At 69.2% G+C, this 16,404-nt stretch carries 17 protein-coding genes; 10 read left to right on the forward strand and 7 right to left on the reverse strand.

Features of this window, described 5'->3' with window-relative positions:
• The first annotated feature begins 12 nt into the window (after positions 1–12).
• The 3 genes from QTH87_RS17295 to QTH87_RS17305 are packed head-to-tail and all read left to right on the forward strand — an operon-like array spanning position 13 to position 1,111.
• The gene (locus QTH87_RS17295) at positions 13–426 is read left to right on the forward strand and encodes a guanyl-specific ribonuclease (protein ID WP_286610899.1); all 414 of its coding nucleotides are present in this window, start codon (positions 13–15) and stop codon (positions 424–426) included.
• A gap of 50 nt (positions 427–476) precedes the next feature.
• Positions 477–911, forward strand: a complete 435-nt coding sequence (locus tag QTH87_RS17300; RefSeq protein WP_286611208.1) for a barstar family protein — start codon at positions 477–479, stop codon at positions 909–911.
• A complete protein-coding gene (locus QTH87_RS17305; protein WP_286610900.1) occupies positions 890–1,111 on the forward strand; it encodes a hypothetical protein in 222 nt (73 codons plus the stop codon). Before QTH87_RS17300 ends, QTH87_RS17305 begins: the two co-directional genes overlap by 22 nt.
• A 125-nt stretch (positions 1,112–1,236) precedes the next feature.
• Here QTH87_RS17305 and rsmA read toward each other — a convergent pair whose 3' ends face one another.
• From rsmA to QTH87_RS17320, 3 genes are read right to left on the reverse strand one after another with little or no spacing between them, the layout of a single operon-like run.
• On the reverse strand, positions 1,237–1,998 hold the full coding sequence (gene rsmA / locus QTH87_RS17310) for a 16S rRNA (adenine(1518)-N(6)/adenine(1519)-N(6))-dimethyltransferase RsmA (RefSeq protein ID WP_286610902.1): 762 nt from the start codon (positions 1,996–1,998) through the stop codon (positions 1,237–1,239).
• Positions 1,999–2,017: 19 nt separating this feature from the next.
• Entirely contained in the window at positions 2,018–3,406 is a 1,389-nt protein-coding gene (locus QTH87_RS17315) for a peptidylprolyl isomerase (RefSeq protein WP_286610905.1), read from the reverse strand.
• A gap of 14 nt (positions 3,407–3,420) precedes the next feature.
• Positions 3,421–5,820, reverse strand: coding sequence for an LPS-assembly protein LptD (locus tag QTH87_RS17320; protein WP_286610907.1), 2,400 nt, complete (start codon positions 5,818–5,820; stop codon positions 3,421–3,423).
• A 97-nt stretch (positions 5,821–5,917) separates the two neighbouring features.
• Here QTH87_RS17320 and QTH87_RS17325 point away from each other — a divergent pair, with 97 nt between their 5' ends.
• The 5 genes from QTH87_RS17325 to QTH87_RS17345 all read left to right on the forward strand — a co-directional run bounded on the left by QTH87_RS17325 (position 5,918) and on the right by QTH87_RS17345 (position 10,941).
• Positions 5,918–7,012 carry an aminoglycoside phosphotransferase family protein gene (locus QTH87_RS17325; protein WP_286610908.1) on the forward strand — a complete coding sequence of 365 codons (1,095 nt, stop codon included), beginning with the start codon at positions 5,918–5,920 and terminating at the stop codon, positions 7,010–7,012.
• Entirely contained in the window at positions 7,009–7,737 is a 729-nt protein-coding gene (locus QTH87_RS17330) for a 16S rRNA (uracil(1498)-N(3))-methyltransferase (protein ID WP_286610909.1), read from the forward strand. The genes QTH87_RS17325 and QTH87_RS17330 overlap by 4 nt, the downstream gene beginning before the upstream one ends.
• Before the next feature lie 3 nt (positions 7,738–7,740).
• Positions 7,741–9,126 (forward strand): M20/M25/M40 family metallo-hydrolase, encoded by a 1,386-nt coding sequence (locus QTH87_RS17335; protein ID WP_286610911.1) that lies wholly within the window; start codon positions 7,741–7,743, stop codon positions 9,124–9,126.
• A gap of 41 nt (positions 9,127–9,167) precedes the next feature.
• Positions 9,168–9,659: a YidB family protein gene (locus QTH87_RS17340; RefSeq protein ID WP_286610912.1), complete on the forward strand. Its 492-nt coding sequence runs from the start codon at positions 9,168–9,170 to the stop codon at positions 9,657–9,659.
• A gap of 106 nt (positions 9,660–9,765) precedes the next feature.
• Positions 9,766–10,941: an MFS transporter gene (locus QTH87_RS17345; protein WP_286610913.1), complete on the forward strand. Its 1,176-nt coding sequence runs from the start codon at positions 9,766–9,768 to the stop codon at positions 10,939–10,941.
• Between the two features lie 12 nt (positions 10,942–10,953).
• Here QTH87_RS17345 and QTH87_RS17350 read toward each other — a convergent pair whose 3' ends face one another.
• On the reverse strand, positions 10,954–11,784 hold the full coding sequence (locus tag QTH87_RS17350; protein WP_286610915.1) for an alpha/beta hydrolase: 831 nt from the start codon (positions 11,782–11,784) through the stop codon (positions 10,954–10,956).
• The gene (locus tag QTH87_RS17355) at positions 11,781–13,274 is read right to left on the reverse strand and encodes a M20 family metallopeptidase (RefSeq protein WP_286610916.1); all 1,494 of its coding nucleotides are present in this window, start codon (positions 13,272–13,274) and stop codon (positions 11,781–11,783) included. Before QTH87_RS17355 ends, QTH87_RS17350 begins: the two co-directional genes overlap by 4 nt.
• An 86-nt stretch (positions 13,275–13,360) precedes the next feature.
• Here QTH87_RS17355 and QTH87_RS17360 point away from each other — a divergent pair, with 86 nt between their 5' ends.
• Complete coding sequence (locus QTH87_RS17360; RefSeq protein ID WP_286610918.1) at positions 13,361–14,227, forward strand: DUF72 domain-containing protein; 867 nt, start codon at positions 13,361–13,363, stop codon at positions 14,225–14,227.
• A 28-nt stretch (positions 14,228–14,255) separates the two neighbouring features.
• Here the strand turns inward: QTH87_RS17360 and QTH87_RS17365 are convergent, their stop codons facing one another.
• Positions 14,256–14,792 (reverse strand): bactofilin family protein, encoded by a 537-nt coding sequence (locus QTH87_RS17365; RefSeq protein WP_286610921.1) that lies wholly within the window; start codon positions 14,790–14,792, stop codon positions 14,256–14,258.
• A gap of 147 nt (positions 14,793–14,939) precedes the next feature.
• Between QTH87_RS17365 and QTH87_RS17370 the strand changes: the two genes are divergently transcribed.
• Positions 14,940–15,863 carry an ion transporter gene (locus QTH87_RS17370; RefSeq protein WP_286610923.1) on the forward strand — a complete coding sequence of 308 codons (924 nt, stop codon included), beginning with the start codon at positions 14,940–14,942 and terminating at the stop codon, positions 15,861–15,863.
• Here the strand turns inward: QTH87_RS17370 and QTH87_RS17375 are convergent.
• Positions 15,808–16,395 carry an IMPACT family protein gene (locus QTH87_RS17375; RefSeq protein ID WP_286610924.1) on the reverse strand — a complete coding sequence of 196 codons (588 nt, stop codon included), beginning with the start codon at positions 16,393–16,395 and terminating at the stop codon, positions 15,808–15,810. The genes QTH87_RS17370 and QTH87_RS17375 overlap by 56 nt on opposite strands.
• Positions 16,396–16,404: the final 9 nt, after the last annotated feature.

A 16,404-nucleotide genomic window follows, 5' to 3' on the forward strand; every position in this document is an offset into this window, starting at 1 on the left:
TTCTGGTGCCCCATGGCGGCTTACGCCTCGATCTCGTCCCATGCTTCCAAGTTAGCGCTGACCGGCGCCCTGCTTGCGGCTCTGGCGACTGGAGTCCAGGCTCGCGAATGGTTCGGTGCACGTGCCGGCAAACCGGCGCAGGAAACGGTCGCGTTGGCCGAACTTCCAATTCAGGGCCAGCGAACCTACGGGGCCATTTTGAACGGTGGTCCATTCCGGCATGGAAAAGACGGCTCGGTGTTCGGCAACCGCGAACGCCTGCTGCCTCCGGAACGGCGAGGCCACTATCGAGAGTACACGGTCGATACGCCCGGTTCGCGCGACCGGGGCGCGAAGCGCATCGTCTGCGGAGGCGAAGCAAGCACCCCGTCCGCGTGCTGGTATACGGCGGATCACTACGCGAGTTTCAGGCGCATCGTGCCATGAGCCGCAGCGAGCAGACGGATTGGAGCAGCGCCCCCCGGCGCACCGAAGAAATGATGACGACAACCATGGAAAGACCAGCGGAGATGACCTTATCCCTTCGTGCCGTACGACCCAACATCGTGCAGTCGATTCGCGCCTTCCGCGTGAATGACCTGCAGGAGGCGGCGCACGCAGCCGGTCAGCACTTCCTCTACGCGAACCTGGGCAACGCCCAGAGCAAGCAGGACGTGCTCGACCTGATCGCCCAGCAGTTCACCTTTCCGCAGCACTTCGGCAAGAACTTCGATGCGCTGTACGACTGCATGACCGACCCGCTGCACAAGTCGGGTCCGCAACCCGGTTTCGTCATCGTGCTCGAACAGATCCCGGCGAATGCGAAGTTCGACAAGGAAGCCCGCGAGCAACTGCTCGACATCTTCCGCGACGCTTCCGACTACTGGGGAGACAGGAAGATACCGTTCCGGTGCTTCTATTCTTTTCTGTAGCCCGTTCTGCACACACCAGCCAAGCAGAACGGGCGAACGAGGCTCAGCAGGACATCGCCACGCCGGCCGCCGGCATCGAAGTCCCGAACGCCGATCCGGCAGCCGAAAAGATGCCGACCGACAAACTGGTCGATGTGTCGCCGCTGGCGCTGCGCATGAGCAGCCCCTTCAACGCCGGCTACTGGCTCGCGGCGGCATAGGCTCGCCCCCAGGTTGGCTCACTTCGCGTAGCCGCCCACCCCCTGCCGGGGGCAACACCTGAGGCCCGGCGAAGCCGGTTCCTCGGTGTTTCACGAACGAAGCCCTGCCTTTGGCGGGCTTTTTTTTATTGCGGGACGGATTGGGCGAGGGCTACGTATTCGGCCACCGGCACCTCCTCGGCGCGGCGCTGCGTGTCGAAGCTGCCTGCGAATGCGTGCTCGTCGAGCCATTTGCCGAGCGTGTGGCGCAGCAGCTTGCGGCGCTGGCTGAAGGCCACCTGCACGATCTCGCCGAGGCGCGCGGCATCGACCACCGGCGGCTCGGCCAACGGCACCATGCGCACGACGGCGCTGTCGACCCGCGGCGGCGGATCGAAGCTCTCGGGCGGCACGAACAGCACGTTGTCCATGGCATAGCGCCACTGCAGCATGACGCTGAGCCGGCTGTAGTCGGAGGTCGCCGGCCTGGCGACCATGCGGTCGATCACTTCCTTCTGCAGCATGAAGTGCTGGTCGGCCACGAGGTGCGCAAAGCCCAGCAGATGGAACAGGATCGGGGTCGAGATGTTGTAGGGCAGGTTGCCGACGATGCGCAGCGGGCCGGTGGCCTGGGTTGCCAGGGCGGCGAAATCGACCTTGAGCACGTCGGATTCGATCACGTCGAGCTGACCGTGGCCGCGCAGGCGCTGGGCCAGGTCGCGGTCGAGCTCGATCACGGTCAGCCGGCCGAGTCGCTCGACCAGCGGCTGCGTGAGCGCCGCGAGGCCAGGACCGATCTCGACCATCGCATCGCCGGGCTTGGGCGCGATCTCGCGCACGATGGCGTCGATGATGCCGCCGTCGGTCAGGAAGTGCTGGCCGAAACGCTTGCGCGCGATGTGCTTCAAGGCGTCTCGCCCGTCATGCTCAGAACTGCGGCGCCTCGCGGTATTCGACGTAGGCGCGGGTGCGCACTTCCTGGGACCAGGTATCGGTGGCTTGTTCGACCCGTTTCTCGCGCAGCACGGCGCGCGCGGCTTCGCGCTGTTCGGCCTGGCTCAGCGGGGCCTCGCGCCGGCCCGTGACCTGGATCAGGTGGACGCCGAAGCGTGACACCACCGGGTCGCTGATCTCGCCGGGCCCGAGCCGCTCCACGGCTTCCTCGAACTCAGGCACGAACATGCCGGGACGCGACCAGCCGAGGTCGCCGCCCTGCTTGGCGCTGCCGTCCTGGGAGTTGTCGCGCGCCAGCCCCGCGAAGTCGGCGTTGCCGGCCTGGATGCGCTTCTTGTATTCGGTCAGCTGGGCGACGGCCTCGGCAGTGGTGCGCTTGGGATCGTTGCGCAGCAGGATGTGGCGCACCTGGAACTGCTGCACCACCGCGTCGGTTGTGCCAGGCTGCGACTTGGCGAGCAGCTTGAGGATGTGGAAGCCGGCGCTCGAGCGCACCGGACCGACGATGCCGCCGACCGGCGTCGACTGCGTGGCTTCGACGAACAGGCCCGGATAGCGCTCGGCGCTGCGCATGCCCATGGCCCCGCCCGCGCCGCGGTCCGGGTAGTCCGAGTTCTCGCGCACCAGCTTGGCGAAGTCCTCGCCCGCGCGGGCCCGCTGCGCCAGGGCTTGCGCCCGCTGCGCGAGCTTGGCGATGTCGGCGTCGCTGGCGCCCTCGGGCACCAGCACGGCGAGCTGGGCGATGTTGATGTTGGGCGCGAAGGCGGCGTTGGCGCCGGCGCGCTGCTCCCTGATGAACTGGTCGACCTCGGTGTCGCTGATCTTGACCTTGGCCTCGATCTCGCGATCGCGCACGCGCGTCAGGATCAGCTGATCGCGCAGGTCGCGCCTGAACTGCTCCAGCGAGAGGCCTTCCGCGGCCACGCGGCGGCGCAGTTCGACCAGGCTGATCTGGTTCTGGCGGGCGACGGTCTGCTCGGCCTGGTCGACGGCGAGATCGTCGACCTTGATGCCCAGTTCCTTGGCAGCCTGCAACTGCGCACGTTCGTTGATGACGCGTTCGAGCACCAGCCGCGTGAGATCGGCGCGCGGCATGCGCTCCGTGTCCGGGTTCTCGCGCAGTACGCGCAGCACCCGGGCCTGCACCTCGTTGTTGGTGACCGGGTCGGAGTTGACCAGCGCGACGATGTATTCGGCCGAGCGGCGCGGTGCCGGCGCGCTGGAGGAAGGCGCGCGCGGTTCCGCGGCGGGTGCCGAGATGCGCGGACCGGCACGCATGATGTCGGTGATGCCCTGCGCGCCGGAAGCCGTGGCGAGGGCCGCCAGGCAGGCCAGGGTGAGTAGGGATCGGATGTGATTCATGGCGAAACGAGGTCTCAGTCGTAATTGGTGAAGCGGCTCGGGCCGATGCTCGGCTGCCGCAGCGGCGTATAGCGCTGGATGTTCTGCGTCAGGGTGCGCTTCGGGCTCGAACCGATGGCGGCGAAGCCGACCAGCTCGAGCTGGAACATGATGCGCGTATTAGCCGTGACCTGACCGGTGGTGACGCGTTCCAGCACCACGCGCCCGATCCAGCAGCAGCCATCGTATTCAAGGCCGATCACGCCATCCGTCAGCTTGCTGGATTCGAGACTGTAGTTCAAACGACCCACTGCGTACCAGCGTCCGCCGCCTTGACCCCTTCCGGGGCCCAGGTCCTGGCCCTTGTCGCCCCAGAGGTCGTTCAGGGGCCATTGCCAGCTGAGGTCGATCGAGCGGTTGCCGTCGTCGGCGGCCGTCGTGTTGTCGTCGGCGCTGTAGCGGTAGGCCGCGCTCACCGTGCGGTAGGGCTCCGGGTTGTAGCGGGCGCTGACCGCGGTGCGCGCCGAGGTCTGGGTGTCGGGGTTGTACTGGACCGTGCCCTCGACGCTCCACTTGGGCGTCCAGTTGATCTGGGCGCCCATCAGCAGGTCGCTCAGCCGATCGGTGACCGGCACGCCGCCCGGCATCGTGACCAGCTGGTCGGAGAAGCGCAGCCGCTGGGCGACGCCGAAACGGGCCGCCTCGGCGCCGGTGTCCGGGTCGATCAGCCGGGTCGTGACGCCGAGCGTCAGCAGGTTGCTGTCGGAGATGCGGTCGTTGCCCGAAAAGGCGTTCTCGGTGTAGACCGTGGCGAAATTGAAGTCGTTCTGCGCCGTGTCGTAGACCGGCAGGTAGTTCTGGTTGCGATACGGCGTGTAGACATAGAAGGCCCGGGGCTCGAGCGTCTGCCGGAACGCGCGGCCGAAGTAGCTGGCGTCGCGCTCGAAGATCAGGCCGCTGTCGAGGCTGAAGGTCGGGACCGTGCGCGTGGCCGAGGTGGCGCCGTTGGTCAGCAGTGGCGCGTCGAACTGGTAGCCGGTCGCGTTCAGCATGATCTTCGGGACCACGAAGGTGCCGGGTGTCAGGAACGGCCGGCTCAGCGAGGCCAGCGAGAACACGCGTTCTCCATTGGGCTGGCCCTGCAGATAGGGGTTCTTGGCCTCGAAGCGCGTGTAGTCGTTGTTCAGCGAGAAGTCGAAGCCGTTCCAGTCGTACCGGTTGTAGTTCGCCGTGATCTGCGGCATGCGGTCGTAGGGCGGAATGATCGGCGCCGGCGCGTATTGCAGCGTCTGGTAGCTCAGCGCGCGAGCGACGCCGCTCCAGTCGCCCTTGGCCCAGTTGAGCGAGCCGTCGTTGGCCAGGAGCCGCTGCGTCAGCGAAGGGGTGCGGGTGAAGTCGCGCCAGTAGTCGTTGTCGCTCACCCGGTTGATATTGAGCGTGCCGACCAGCGAATCGAGGCCGAAGTAGCGCGCATCGAACTGTTGCTGGTGGTGGGTCCAGATGCCCCAGCGGTCGCGGTCGCGCAGCCGGTCGTCCGGCATGTAGTCGGCCCGGATCTCGCCGCTGTACTTCTCCTCGAGGTAGCGGAATTCGGTGCCGAGGTTGACGCCGCGCTTGCTCATCAGCGTCGGGTACAGCGTCGCATCGCGGTTCGGCGCGATGTTCCAGTAGTAGGGCGTCGTGATGTCCAGGCCGTTGACGTTGTCCAGGCCGATGGTCGGCGGCAGCATGCCGGTCTTGCGGTCGTTGCTGAGCGGGAAGCTCAGCGACGGGAAGGGCGGCGTGCTCACGCCCATGAAGGTCAGGCGGGCATCGGTGGCGACGCCGACGTTGTCCTCGGTGTCGGTGGTCAGCGTGGCGGCGCTCAGCAGCCAGGCCGGCATCCAGCCCGGATAGTCCCCGGGCCGGCAGGTGGTGTAGGTCGCCACGCGCGCCACCGACACGTTGCTGTCGACGAAGTCGATGCGCTCGGCGTTGCCGCCGCCGCCGGAGGCGAGAAAGCGGTAGTTCACCTTGTTGAAGAAGCCCTCGAAGGTCTCGAGCTTGAGCTCGAGCTCGGGCCCCTCGTAGACGTTGCCGGCCTGGTTGATGCGGACGTTGCCGGTGGCGCGGGCGCGATCCTCGGGCTGGTAGTACTCGAGCCGGTCGGCGCGCAGCGACATGTCGCCGCGGCGCAGCGTGGCATTGCCTTCGACCACGGTCTCGAGGTCGGGCCGGCCGGACATCCTGTCGCCTTCGACGAAGCTCGGCAGCTGGCCGCGCAGCGGGGCCGGAATGGTCTCGGCGAGCTGCGGCGAGCGCCTGAGCACCATGGGCGTCTCGAAGTCCGCCTCCTGCGCACCCGCACCCTGCGCATGCAGCAGCGCGAGCGACAGCAGCGCCAGGGGTAGGGGCGGGCGGCACCGGCGCCAGGCGGCTCGGTTCAGGTCAGGCATCGGTACGGGGCAAATTTCGGCTGCTGGGGGAGGGACGACGCTTCGGGCCGTCGGACGGGAGCGTCCGCACCGGGCGGATTTGTAGAATCGATTATCCATGACAGCCTCTTCGCCCCCGACCGCCGCCGCCGCGCCCTCTTTCGAAGCACCGGCCTGGAGCGACCCCGCCCGCGGGCTGGCTTTCCGGCAATGGATCGCACGCGTTTCCGGCCCGCATCACCTGCTGCCCGACAGCGTCCGGCTGGCCTCGGCCGACGCCAGCTTCCGGCGCTATTTCAGGGTCGACGCCAGCCAGGGCCCGGCGACCCGCATCGTGATGGATGCCCCGCCGGCCAAGGAAGACAGCGCGCCCTTCGTTCGCGTGGCGCGACTCATGGCCGAGGCCGGCGTGCGCGCGCCGCAGGTGCTCGAGTGGGACGAGGCCGAAGGCTTCCTGCTGCTCGACGACCTGGGCCGCCAGACCATGCTCGACGTGATCGACCCGGCCGATGCGCAGGCCGCGCGGCCGCTCTACGACGAAGCCATCGACGCGCTGATCCGCTGGCAGCTGGCCTCCAGGCCCGGCGTGCTCCCGCCCTACGACCGGGCGCTGCTGGAGCGCGAGCTGGCGCTGTTTCCCGAGTGGTACATCGGCCGCTACCGCGGCATCGCGGTCGAGGGCCAGCTGAAGGAGCGGCTCGATCGGAGCTTCGCCCTCATCGTCGCCAGCAACCTCGCCGCGCCGCAGGTCTTCGTGCACCGCGACTTCATGCCGCGCAACCTCATGGTCGACGCCGGCACGGCGCTCGGCGTGCTCGACTTCCAGGACGCGGTCCACGGCCCCATCACCTACGACATCGCGAGCCTCATGCGCGACGCCTTCCTGAGCTGGGACGAGGAGTTCGTGCTCGACGTCACGGTGCGCTACTGGCAGCGCGCGCGCAAGGCCGGCCTGCCGGTCGACGAGGACTTCGGCGCCTTCTACCGCGCGGTCGAGTGGATGGGGCTGCAGCGGCACCTCAAGGTGGCCGGGATCTTCGCGCGGCTCACGCTGCGCGATGGCAAGCCCAGGTACCTCGCCGACACGCCGCGCTTCATCGCCTACATCCGCGCCACCGCGGGCCGCTACGCCGAGCTCACGCCGCTGGTGCGCGTGATCGACCAGGTCGAAGGCACGCAGGCCCTCTCGGGCTTCGCCTACGGACGGGTGTGACGGCGCGCTTCCATTGCGCGCAAGCGCTCGCCGCCGACAGCGCGCTGCTGCTGCCGCCGGGGGCCGCGCGCCACGTGCAGGTGCTGCGCCTGCAGCCCGGCGACGCGATCACGCTGTTCGATGGCCAGGGCGGTGAATACGCCGCGACCGTCGAGCGCATGGGCCGCAGCGAGGTCGCGGTGCAGGTCGGCGCCCACGCGGCGGTCGAACGCGAGGCGCCGCGCGCAGTGCGGCTCGCGGTTGGCATGCCGGCCAACGAACGCATGGACTGGCTGGTCGAGAAGGCCACCGAGCTCGGCGTGGCCGAGATCCAGCCGCTCATGACCGCGCACGGCGTGCTGCGGCTCAACGCCGAGCGCGCCGAGAAGAAGCGGGCGCACTGGGAAGCGATCGCGATCGCCGCCTGCGAGCAATGCGGGCGCAACCGGGTGCCGCTGATTCATCCGGTGCTGACGCTCGAAGCCTGGCTGCGGCAGGTCGGGCCGGCCACCGATGGCCGGCGCTTCGTGCTGAGTCTCGCCGACGGCACGCGCCGCATCGCCGAGGCTGCTGCGGAACCCGGCGCAGGCCCTGCCTGGGTGCTCAGCGGCCCCGAGGGCGGACTCGGCACGGCCGAGGAACAGGCCGCGATGGCGCAGGGCTTCGTGCCGCTGACACTGGGCTCGCGCGTGCTGCGCGCCGAGACGGCGGCGCTGGCAGCCCTCGTCGGTCTGGCGGGCGGCTGAGCCATGGCCCGGCTGCGCCGCAGCGTCCGCGGGCACATCGGGCGTCGCGCGCTGGCCCATGCGATCGTCGCGCTCGCGGTTGCGGCCGGCAGCGCGGCGGCCCAGGCGCAGAACGCTGCCGTGGCCTCCACACCGACGCAGGTGCGACCCGCGGTCGATCAGGCCTTCACGCAGCTCATGGCCGCGCCCTCGGTGCGCAAGCTGCTCGATGCGGTGAAGGCCGACCACGAGCGCTCGGTGCAGGATCTGCGGCTGCTGACCGAGATCGAGGCGCCGCCCTTCAAGGAACAGAAGCGCGCGGAGGCCTTCCTGGCGCGGCTGAAGGCGCTCGGCCTGCCCGACGCCCGCATCGACGCCGAGGGCAACGTGATCGGCCTGCGGCGCGGCACCGGCAACGGACCGCGGCTGCTGGTGTCGGCGCACCTCGACACGGTCTTCCCGGCCGGCACCGACGTGCGCGTGAAGGAGCGCGACGGCAAGCTCCATGCGCCCGGCATCTCGGACGACACGCGGGCGCTGTCGGTGATGCTGTCCTGGCTCAAGGTGCTCAACGAGCAGCAGGTACGCACCGTGGGCGACCTGCTGTTCGTCGCCAGCGTCGGCGAGGAAGAGCTCGGCAACCTGCGCGGCATGAAGGCCATCTTCCGCGAGAACCCGGACATCGACGGCATGGTCGGGCTGGAGCCGGCCGGCGACGGCACCGTGATCGTGCTCGGCACCGCGAGCCATCGCCACGAGGTCACGTTCAAGGGCCCGGGCGGCCACAGCTACGGCGCCTTCGGCCGCGTGCCGAGCGCGATCCACGGCATGGGGCGCGCCATCGCGCGCATCGCCGACATCGAGACACCGGCATCGCCGCGCACCACCTTCACGGTCGGCCTGGCCAGCGGCGGCACCTCGGTCAACACCATCGCGGCCGAGGCCCGCATGGCGGTCGACATCCGCTCGGACGAGATGGGCCCGCTGCTGGAGACCGAGAAGAAGGTGCTGGCCGCGATCGAGGAGGCGGTGGCGGCCGAGAACCGGCGCTGGAACGTGAACACGCTGAGCGTCTCGAGCCGGCTCATCGGCGACCGGCCCGGTGGCCGCACGCCGGCCGATTCGGTGATCGTCGAGGCCGCGGTGCGCTCCAACGCCGCCTTCGGCCATCACACGCTGCTCACGGGCGCCAGCACCGATGCGAACGTGCCGATGTCGCTCGGCATCCCGGCGATCGTGATCGGCAGCGGAGGCCAGACCGGCGGCTTTCACGCGTTGACCGAATGGATCGACGTGACAGACGCCTGGCACGGCGCGCAGAATGCCCTCGTGACCGTGCTCGGGCTGGTCGGCGTGCAGGGCGTGAGCGAGCCCCTGCTGCCCAGGCGGGCACCGCGGGCCACCCGTTGAGGGCGAGCCAGGTCACGTCCACACAACTTCAGGAGGTTCACATGGGATTGCTCGATTCGGTTCTCGGTCAGGTGCTCGGCGGTGGTCAACAGCAGCCGCAGGCAGGCGGTGGCGGCCTCGGTGATCTGGGCGCACTGCTGGGCGGTGCCGGGGGCGGCGCTTCTCCCGACCTGGGTGGCCTGGCCGGTGCGCTCGGCGGCCTGCTCGCCAACAACGGCGAACTGGGCGGGCTCGGCGGCCTAGTCTCGAAATTCCAGCAGGCAGGCATGGGCGACGTGGTGCAGTCGTGGGTCGGCAAGGGCGAGAACGCGCCGATCTCGGCCGGGCAGCTCGACCAGGTGCTGGGCAGCGACACGATCTCGAGCATCGCGCAGAAGCTCGGCATGAACAGCGCCACGCTGCTGCCGATGCTGGCGACCCTGCTGCCGACCCTGATCGACCACCTGACCCCCAAGGGCCAGGTTCCGGCCGAGGGCGCAGGCACCAACGACGACCTGCTGTCCTCGCTGAGCGGGCTGCTGCAGAAGGGCTGAGCGCCGCGGCTCGCTGCCGCCCGATACCGGAAGCAAAGGCGCCCGCGAGGCGCCTTTTTCACGCCCGGCGCCGTGTTAGAACCAGCCTCCACTTTGCGCTGGGTCCATGAACCGAAATCTCTGGCTGCTGACGGCCTGCCAAGGCCTGTTCCTCACCAACAACGTTGCCTTCATCGCGATCAACGGGCTGGTGGGGCTGGCGCTGGCACCGCATGGCTGGATGGCCACGCTGCCCGTGATGGGCTACGTGGTGGGCGGCGCGCTCGCCACCCCGCTGGTCGCGCGCACGCAAAGGCGCTTCGGTCGCCGGCGCTCGTTCCAGATCGGCCTGGCAGTGGCGCTGGGCTCGGCACTGCTGTGCGCGCAGGCGGCGCTGTGGCAGAACTTCTGGCTGCTGTGCCTGGCCACCGTGGTCGCCGGCTACTACAACGCCAACGCCAGCCTCTATCGCTTCGCGGCCGCCGAGCTGGCGGCACCCGACTGGCGCGAGAAGGCGGTCTCGCTCGTGATGGCGGGCGGCCTGATCGGCGCCGTGGCCGGGCCGAACCTGGCATCGCTCACGCGCAACTGGTTTGCCGTGCCGTTCGCTGGCGCCTACCTGGCGCTGGCGGCGGTCGCGCTGGTGGCGATGGCGATGATGCGCTTCATCGATTTCCCGCCGCCGCCCGTGCGCAGCGAAGCCCAGGGCGGCCGGCCGCTGGCCGAGATCGTGCGCCAGCCGGTGTTCATCGTGGCGGCCGTCGCGGGCGCCCTGGGCTTCGGCGTCATGAATCTGCTGATGGCGGCGACGCCGATCGCGATGCAGATCTGCAGCCTGCCGTTCGAGGACATCGCCTTCGTGCTCGAGTGGCACGTGATCGGCATGTTCGCGCCAGGCTTCTTCACGGGTCACCTGATCCGCCGCTTCGGTGCGCTGCCCGTGATGGGCGTCGGGCTCGCACTCAACGCCGGCTGCATCGCGGTGGCGCTGTCGGGCGTCGATCTGCACCGGTTCCTGGTCGCGCTGTTCCTGCTCGGCGTGGGCTGGAACTTCCTTTTCACGGGCAGCACCACGCTGTCGCTCCAGGCCTACGCGCCCGAGGAGAAGGACCGTGCCCAGGGGGCGCTGAACTTCTGTGTCTTCGCCACGCTCGCCGTGACCTCGCTGGCATCGGGCGTGCTGGTCACGACACAGGGCTGGCAACTGCTGAACCTCGGCTCGCTGGTGCCGGTGGCACTGACCGCGGCGGCCCTGTTGTGGCTGCTCCGGCGCCGGCGCCGGAGTTCAGAAGCCGTGCGGTAGGCACGACGAACGCTAGGCCGGCGGAAACCGCGCGTCGAGCCAGGCCCCGAGCGCATCGAACACGGGCTCGGCCTCGCGCTCGTTGAAGATCTCGTGATAGAGCGAAGGAAACTCCACGCTGCGCACCAACGAGGCCGGCGCCGCGGCCGCGAAGGCACGGCTGCCGGCGGGATTCACGAGCCGGTCGTCGCCCGCGAAGATCAGCAGGGTGGGCACCTGCCAGCCGGGTGCGGTGGCCTGCACGCGCGCGCCCTCGTCGGCCAGGAAGCGCGCCAGCCGGGCGCCGATGCGGTCGTGGCACAGCGGATCGGCGCGGTAGGCCTTGGCAATCGCCGGGTCGTGCGAGAGGAAATCGGCATCGAGCCCGTTGCCCACGCGCAGGCCAGGTGCCAGCCGCGACAGGGTGGCGACCAGCAGCTTCTGGAAGCCGCTGAGCCCGGCATCGAGTGCCGGCGACGACAGCACCAGGGCATCCACCGGCCGAAGTCCCCGCGCCACCGCGCTCGCCGCCACCAGGCCGCCGAGGCTGTGGCCGAGCAGGATCAGCGGGATCTCGGGGAAGGCACGGCGCGTGTCGTCGATGACCAGCGCGAGGTCGTCGAGCAGGCGCTGCGAATGCGGCAGACCGCCGCGCGCGCCGCTCGAGGTTCCGTGGCCGTGATGGTCGGCGCCGCGCACCGTGAAGCCCCGCCGGTTGAGCCAGGCCGCCACCTCGCGGTAGCGACCCGAATGCTCGCCGAGGCCGTGCACCAGCACGACGACGGCGCGCGGCTTCGTCGCGCCTGCCAGCGGCCACTCGCGAAGAGCCAGCGCCTCGCCGTCGGGCGTGCGCAGCGTCTTCAAGCGGCGGCGGCCCGCGCGGCCGGCAGCGCGGCGATCACCTCGGCCACGGCCGCCGTGAGCTTCTTGGCGTAGGGCACGTGCAGGAATTCGTTCGGACCGTGCGCATTGCTTTTCGGGCCGAGGACGCCGCAGACCATCATCTGCGCCTTCGGGAAGCCCTGGCTCAGCATGTTCATGAGCGGGATCGTGCCGCCCTGGCCGATGTAGCCGCAGTCGGCGCCGAAGTGGGCGCGCGATGCCGCGTGCAGGGCACTTTCGAACCAGGGTGCGGTGTCGGGCGCGTTCCAGCCCGTGGCGCCGCCGGCGTTGTCGAAGGTCACCTTGGCCTGGTAGGGCGCGTTGTCCTCGAGCAGGTGCTTGAGCTTCTGCACGGCCTCGGCGGCATCCACCAGCGGCGGCAACCGCAGCGAGAGCTTGAAGGCGGTGTAGGGCCGCAGCACGTTGCCGGCGTCCTTCAATGCCGGGAAGCCCTCGGCGCCGGTGACCGACAGCGTCGGCTTCCAGGTCCGGTTGAGCAGCGCCTCGACCGGGTCGGTGGTGGTCGGCAGCGCGAAGGTGCTGGCACCGCCGCAGTCGTAGTGGGCCCACGGGAAGCGCTTGTAGACCTCGTCGCCGAGGATCGCGGCGGTGGCGCGCGCCTGGGCGAGCCGTTCGGCCGGCACTTCGCAATGGAAGCTTTCGGGCAGCAGGCGTCCGCTCTTGCTGTCCTCGAGGCGGTCGAGCACCTGCCGCATGATGCGAAAGCTGGAGGGCACGAGGCCAGAGGCGTCGCCCGAGTGCACGCCCTCGGTGAGGATCTCGACCTTCAGCGTGCCGTTGGCCATGCCGCGCAGCGAGGTCGTGAGCCACAGCTGGTCGTAGTTGCCGGCGCCCGAATCGAGACAGATCACGAGCGAGACCTCGCCCAGGCGCGGCCGCAGCGCGTCGACGTAGGGCAGCAGGTCGTAGGAGCCCGATTCCTCGCAGGTCTCGATCAGGCCGACGATGCGCGGATGGGCCGCGCCCTGGGCCTTGAGCGCCTGCACGGCCGCAATGCTGGCGTAGACCGCATAGCCGTCGTCGGCGCCGCCGCGGCCGTAGAGCAGGCCGTCCTCGTACTTGGGCGTCCAGGGGCCGAGGTCGTTGCGCCAGCCGGTGAACTCGGGTTGCTTGTCGAGGTGGCCGTACATCAGCACGGTCTCGCGCATGTCGGTGCCGGTGCCGGCGATCTCGAAGAACAGCACCGGTGTGCGGCCTTCGAGGCGCACGATCTCGAGCTTCAGGCCTTCGACCTTCTGGGCCTCGACCCAGGCGGCGGCATTGCGCAGCACGGTCTCCAGATAGCCGTTCTGCGACCACTGCTGGTCGAAGCCTGGCGACTTGGCGGGAATCGCGATGTAGTCGGTGAGCTGCCCGACGATGTCGCGGTCCCATCGTTCGGACACGTCGGACAGCGCGCGGCCGGCGTCGAGCAGGCCGGCGGGCATTTCGCGGTGGAGGGGGGCATTCATTGTGGGAATCTCCGCGGGGTGGACCGACCATGTTAGTGCGTCTTGGGATAAAAAGGCGGGCCCCGCCACATGACTCGGAGGACGCCATGACCACGCGCAAAGCCAAGCCATCCGCCGCTGCGGCCGATGCTTCCACGGCAGCCCCGGCTCGCCGCATCGATCGCATCCGCGTGGGCGTCGGCGGCTGGACCTACGAGCCCTGGCGCGACAACTTCTTCCCGGCCGGGCTGCCGCATGCGAAGGAGCTCGCCTATGCGAGCCGGCAGCTCACGGCGATCGAGGTCAACGGCACCTACTACAGCACCATGAAGCCGGCCAGCTTCCGAAAGTGGCACGACGAGACGCCCGAGGACTTCATGTTCTCGCTCAAGGCCTCGCGCTACGCCACCAATCGCAAGCTGCTCGCCAGCGCGGGCGACTCGATCGCACGTTTCGTCGACAGCGGCATCGCCGAGCTCGGCGACAAGCTCGGGCCGATCGTCTGGCAGTTCATGCCGACCAAGGCTTTCGAGCCCGACGATTTCGCGGCCTTCCTCGAGTTGCTGCCGAAGAAGGTCGGCAGCCGCGCGCTGCGCCATGTGATGGACGTGCGCCACGAGAGCTTCAAGACGCCGGAGTACCTCGCGCTCGCGCGCCACCACCAGGTGGCTTCGGTGTTCACCGACTCCGACAAGTTTCCGTCCTTCGCCGACCCGAGCACCGACTTCGTCTATGCACGCCTGATGATGAGCGACGCCAATCTCAAGAGCGGCTACGCACCGAAGGCGCTCGACACCTGGGCCGCGCAGGCGCGCGAATGGGCTGCGGGCAAGACGCCGGCCGCGCTGCCCCGTATCGAGGGCGCTCCGGCGCCCAAGGCCGTCAAGTCGCTCGACGTCTTCATCTTCTTCATCAACGGCGCAAAAGAAAAGGCACCGGCGGCTGCGGGTGCCTTGATCGAGCGGCTGGCCTGAGCGGCCGGCGCCTGACGCGGGGTGTGGCTCAGGCCGCGGCGGCCTGCAGCGCGGGCTTGGCCGCGCTCGACGGCGAGGTGCCGAAGCTGATCTCGCCCGACAGCTGGCCGCCTTCCTCGACGACGATCTTGCCGTAGCGGATCTTGCCCGTGACCTTGCCGGTGGAATGGATCACCAGCTTTTCGCGCACGGTCAGGTTGCCGTCGAACAGGCCGCGGATCTCGGCGATGTCGATCTCGGCCGAACCCTTGAAGGCGCCCTGCTCGGCAATCTGCATGACGCGCGAATCCATCGTCGCCTCGACCAGGCCTTCGACCACCAGCGTGTCGCAATCGGTGATCTCGACGCCCTTGAGCTTGATGTTCGGGCCGACGGTGAGCTTGCTGCCGCCTTCCTTGGGCAGTGCACTGCTGGCGACCGCGTTGGCGGCCTGGGTGGTGAGGGTCGACGGGCTGACCGGCGTGCCAGAGAGATTGGTGCTCGAACCCATCAGCGGCGCGGGACGGGAGGTGAGATTTTCGGCTTCGCGATCACGCTTGCCGAAGAAGGGGGACTGTGTGGCCAATGGGTAGCTCCTCAAAAGGTCTATCGTAAGAACGACATTTCGCACCACGGCACTTCATTGCGCAAGAGGCGTAACTGAATAAGACGCGAAGCAAGGGTTTATGAGAACTTTCCAATTCGTCATAGAGGTTTTTCCATGGCAGGTTCGATGACGCAGTCTTCCCACGGCCCGATCGACGAGACGCTCGACGATTCGGATGCGCAGCTCGGCAAGCCCGACCGCGGCTGGCGGCGCACGCTGTTCTCGGTGATCTTCGAATCGGGCTCGCGCGCCGGACGCCTGTTCGACCTGGTCCTGATCGCCGTCATCGTGGCCAGCGTCACGGTCGTGATCCTCGACAGCGTGCAGCCGATCCGGCAGCGTGCGGGGCCGGTCTTCGGCGTGCTCGAATGGGTCTTCACGGTGCTGTTCGCGCTCGAGTACCTGGGCCGGCTGGCCTGCGTGCGCCATCCCTGGCGCTACGCGACGAGCTTCTACGGCGTGATCGATCTGCTGGCGGTGCTGCCGACCTTCCTCGCCACCTTCACGCCCGAGCTGGCCTACCTGATCGACGTGCGCGTGCTGCGGCTCTTGCGCGTGTTCCGCATCTTCAAGCTGTCGCGCTATTCGGCCGAATACCGCGTGCTGGTGAGCGCGGTGGCGGCCAGCCGCCGCAAGATCACGGTCTTCGTCGGTTTCGTGATGCTGGTGGTGCTGGTGATGGGCACGCTGATGTACGTGGTCGAAGGGCCGGTGCACGGCTTCACGAGCATTCCGGTCGCGGTCTACTGGGCGATCTCGACGATGGCCACGGTGGGCTTCGGCGACCTGGTGCCCAAGACCGACATCGGCCGCGCCATCGCCTCGGTGATGATGCTGCTGGGCTGGGGCGTGCTCGCGGTGCCGACCGGCATCGTCACGGCGGAGATGGCGCGTCGACCGCGCGATGAAGATGGGGCGGTGTATCCGACCGGTGCCGCGCGCGGCCTGCTGTCGATCGGCATCGCGCCGGCCGCAGCGCCGCCGCCGCGCCGGCTCACGCCGGCAGCCAGGCGACGCGCCCTTGCGCAGCATCGTCGAGTGCGGCGATGAAGGCCGCGGCGGCCGGCTCGGGCAGGCTGAACTCGAAATGCACGAGGCTGTCGTGGCGCACCTGCGCGATCGTCGCGCCGGCTGCCGCGAGTTCGCGCCGCAGCAGGCCCTCAAGCGCATAGGGCACGGCGGCGTGCAGCCGGCGCTGGCGCAGCAACGGTACGCGCTCGGCATCGGCCAGCGCGCTCGCGATGCTGTCGGTGTAGGCGCGCGCCAGGCCGCCGGCGCCGAGCTTGACGCCGCCGAAGTAGCGCACCACGGTGGCCAGAACACCTTCGAGCTCGTGATGCCGCAGCACCTCGAGCATCGGCCGGCCGGCCGTGCCGCCGGGCTCGCCGTCGTCGTTGGCGGCCGACTGGCCCCCGGCCATCAGGGCCCAGCACACGTGCGCGGCGCCCGGATGGGCGCGCCGCAGTGCGTCGACCTCGGCCTGGGCCGCGGCGCGGTCCTCGACCGCCCGCACGCAGCCGATGAAGCGGCTCTTCCTGATGACCAGCTCGCTGTGGCGCGGCGCCGAGAGCGTGAACGGCATCGTCCGCGC

The sequence above is a fragment of the Variovorax jilinensis genome (assembly GCF_030316885.1).
GTDB lineage: Bacteria > Pseudomonadota > Gammaproteobacteria > Burkholderiales > Burkholderiaceae_C > Variovorax > Variovorax jilinensis.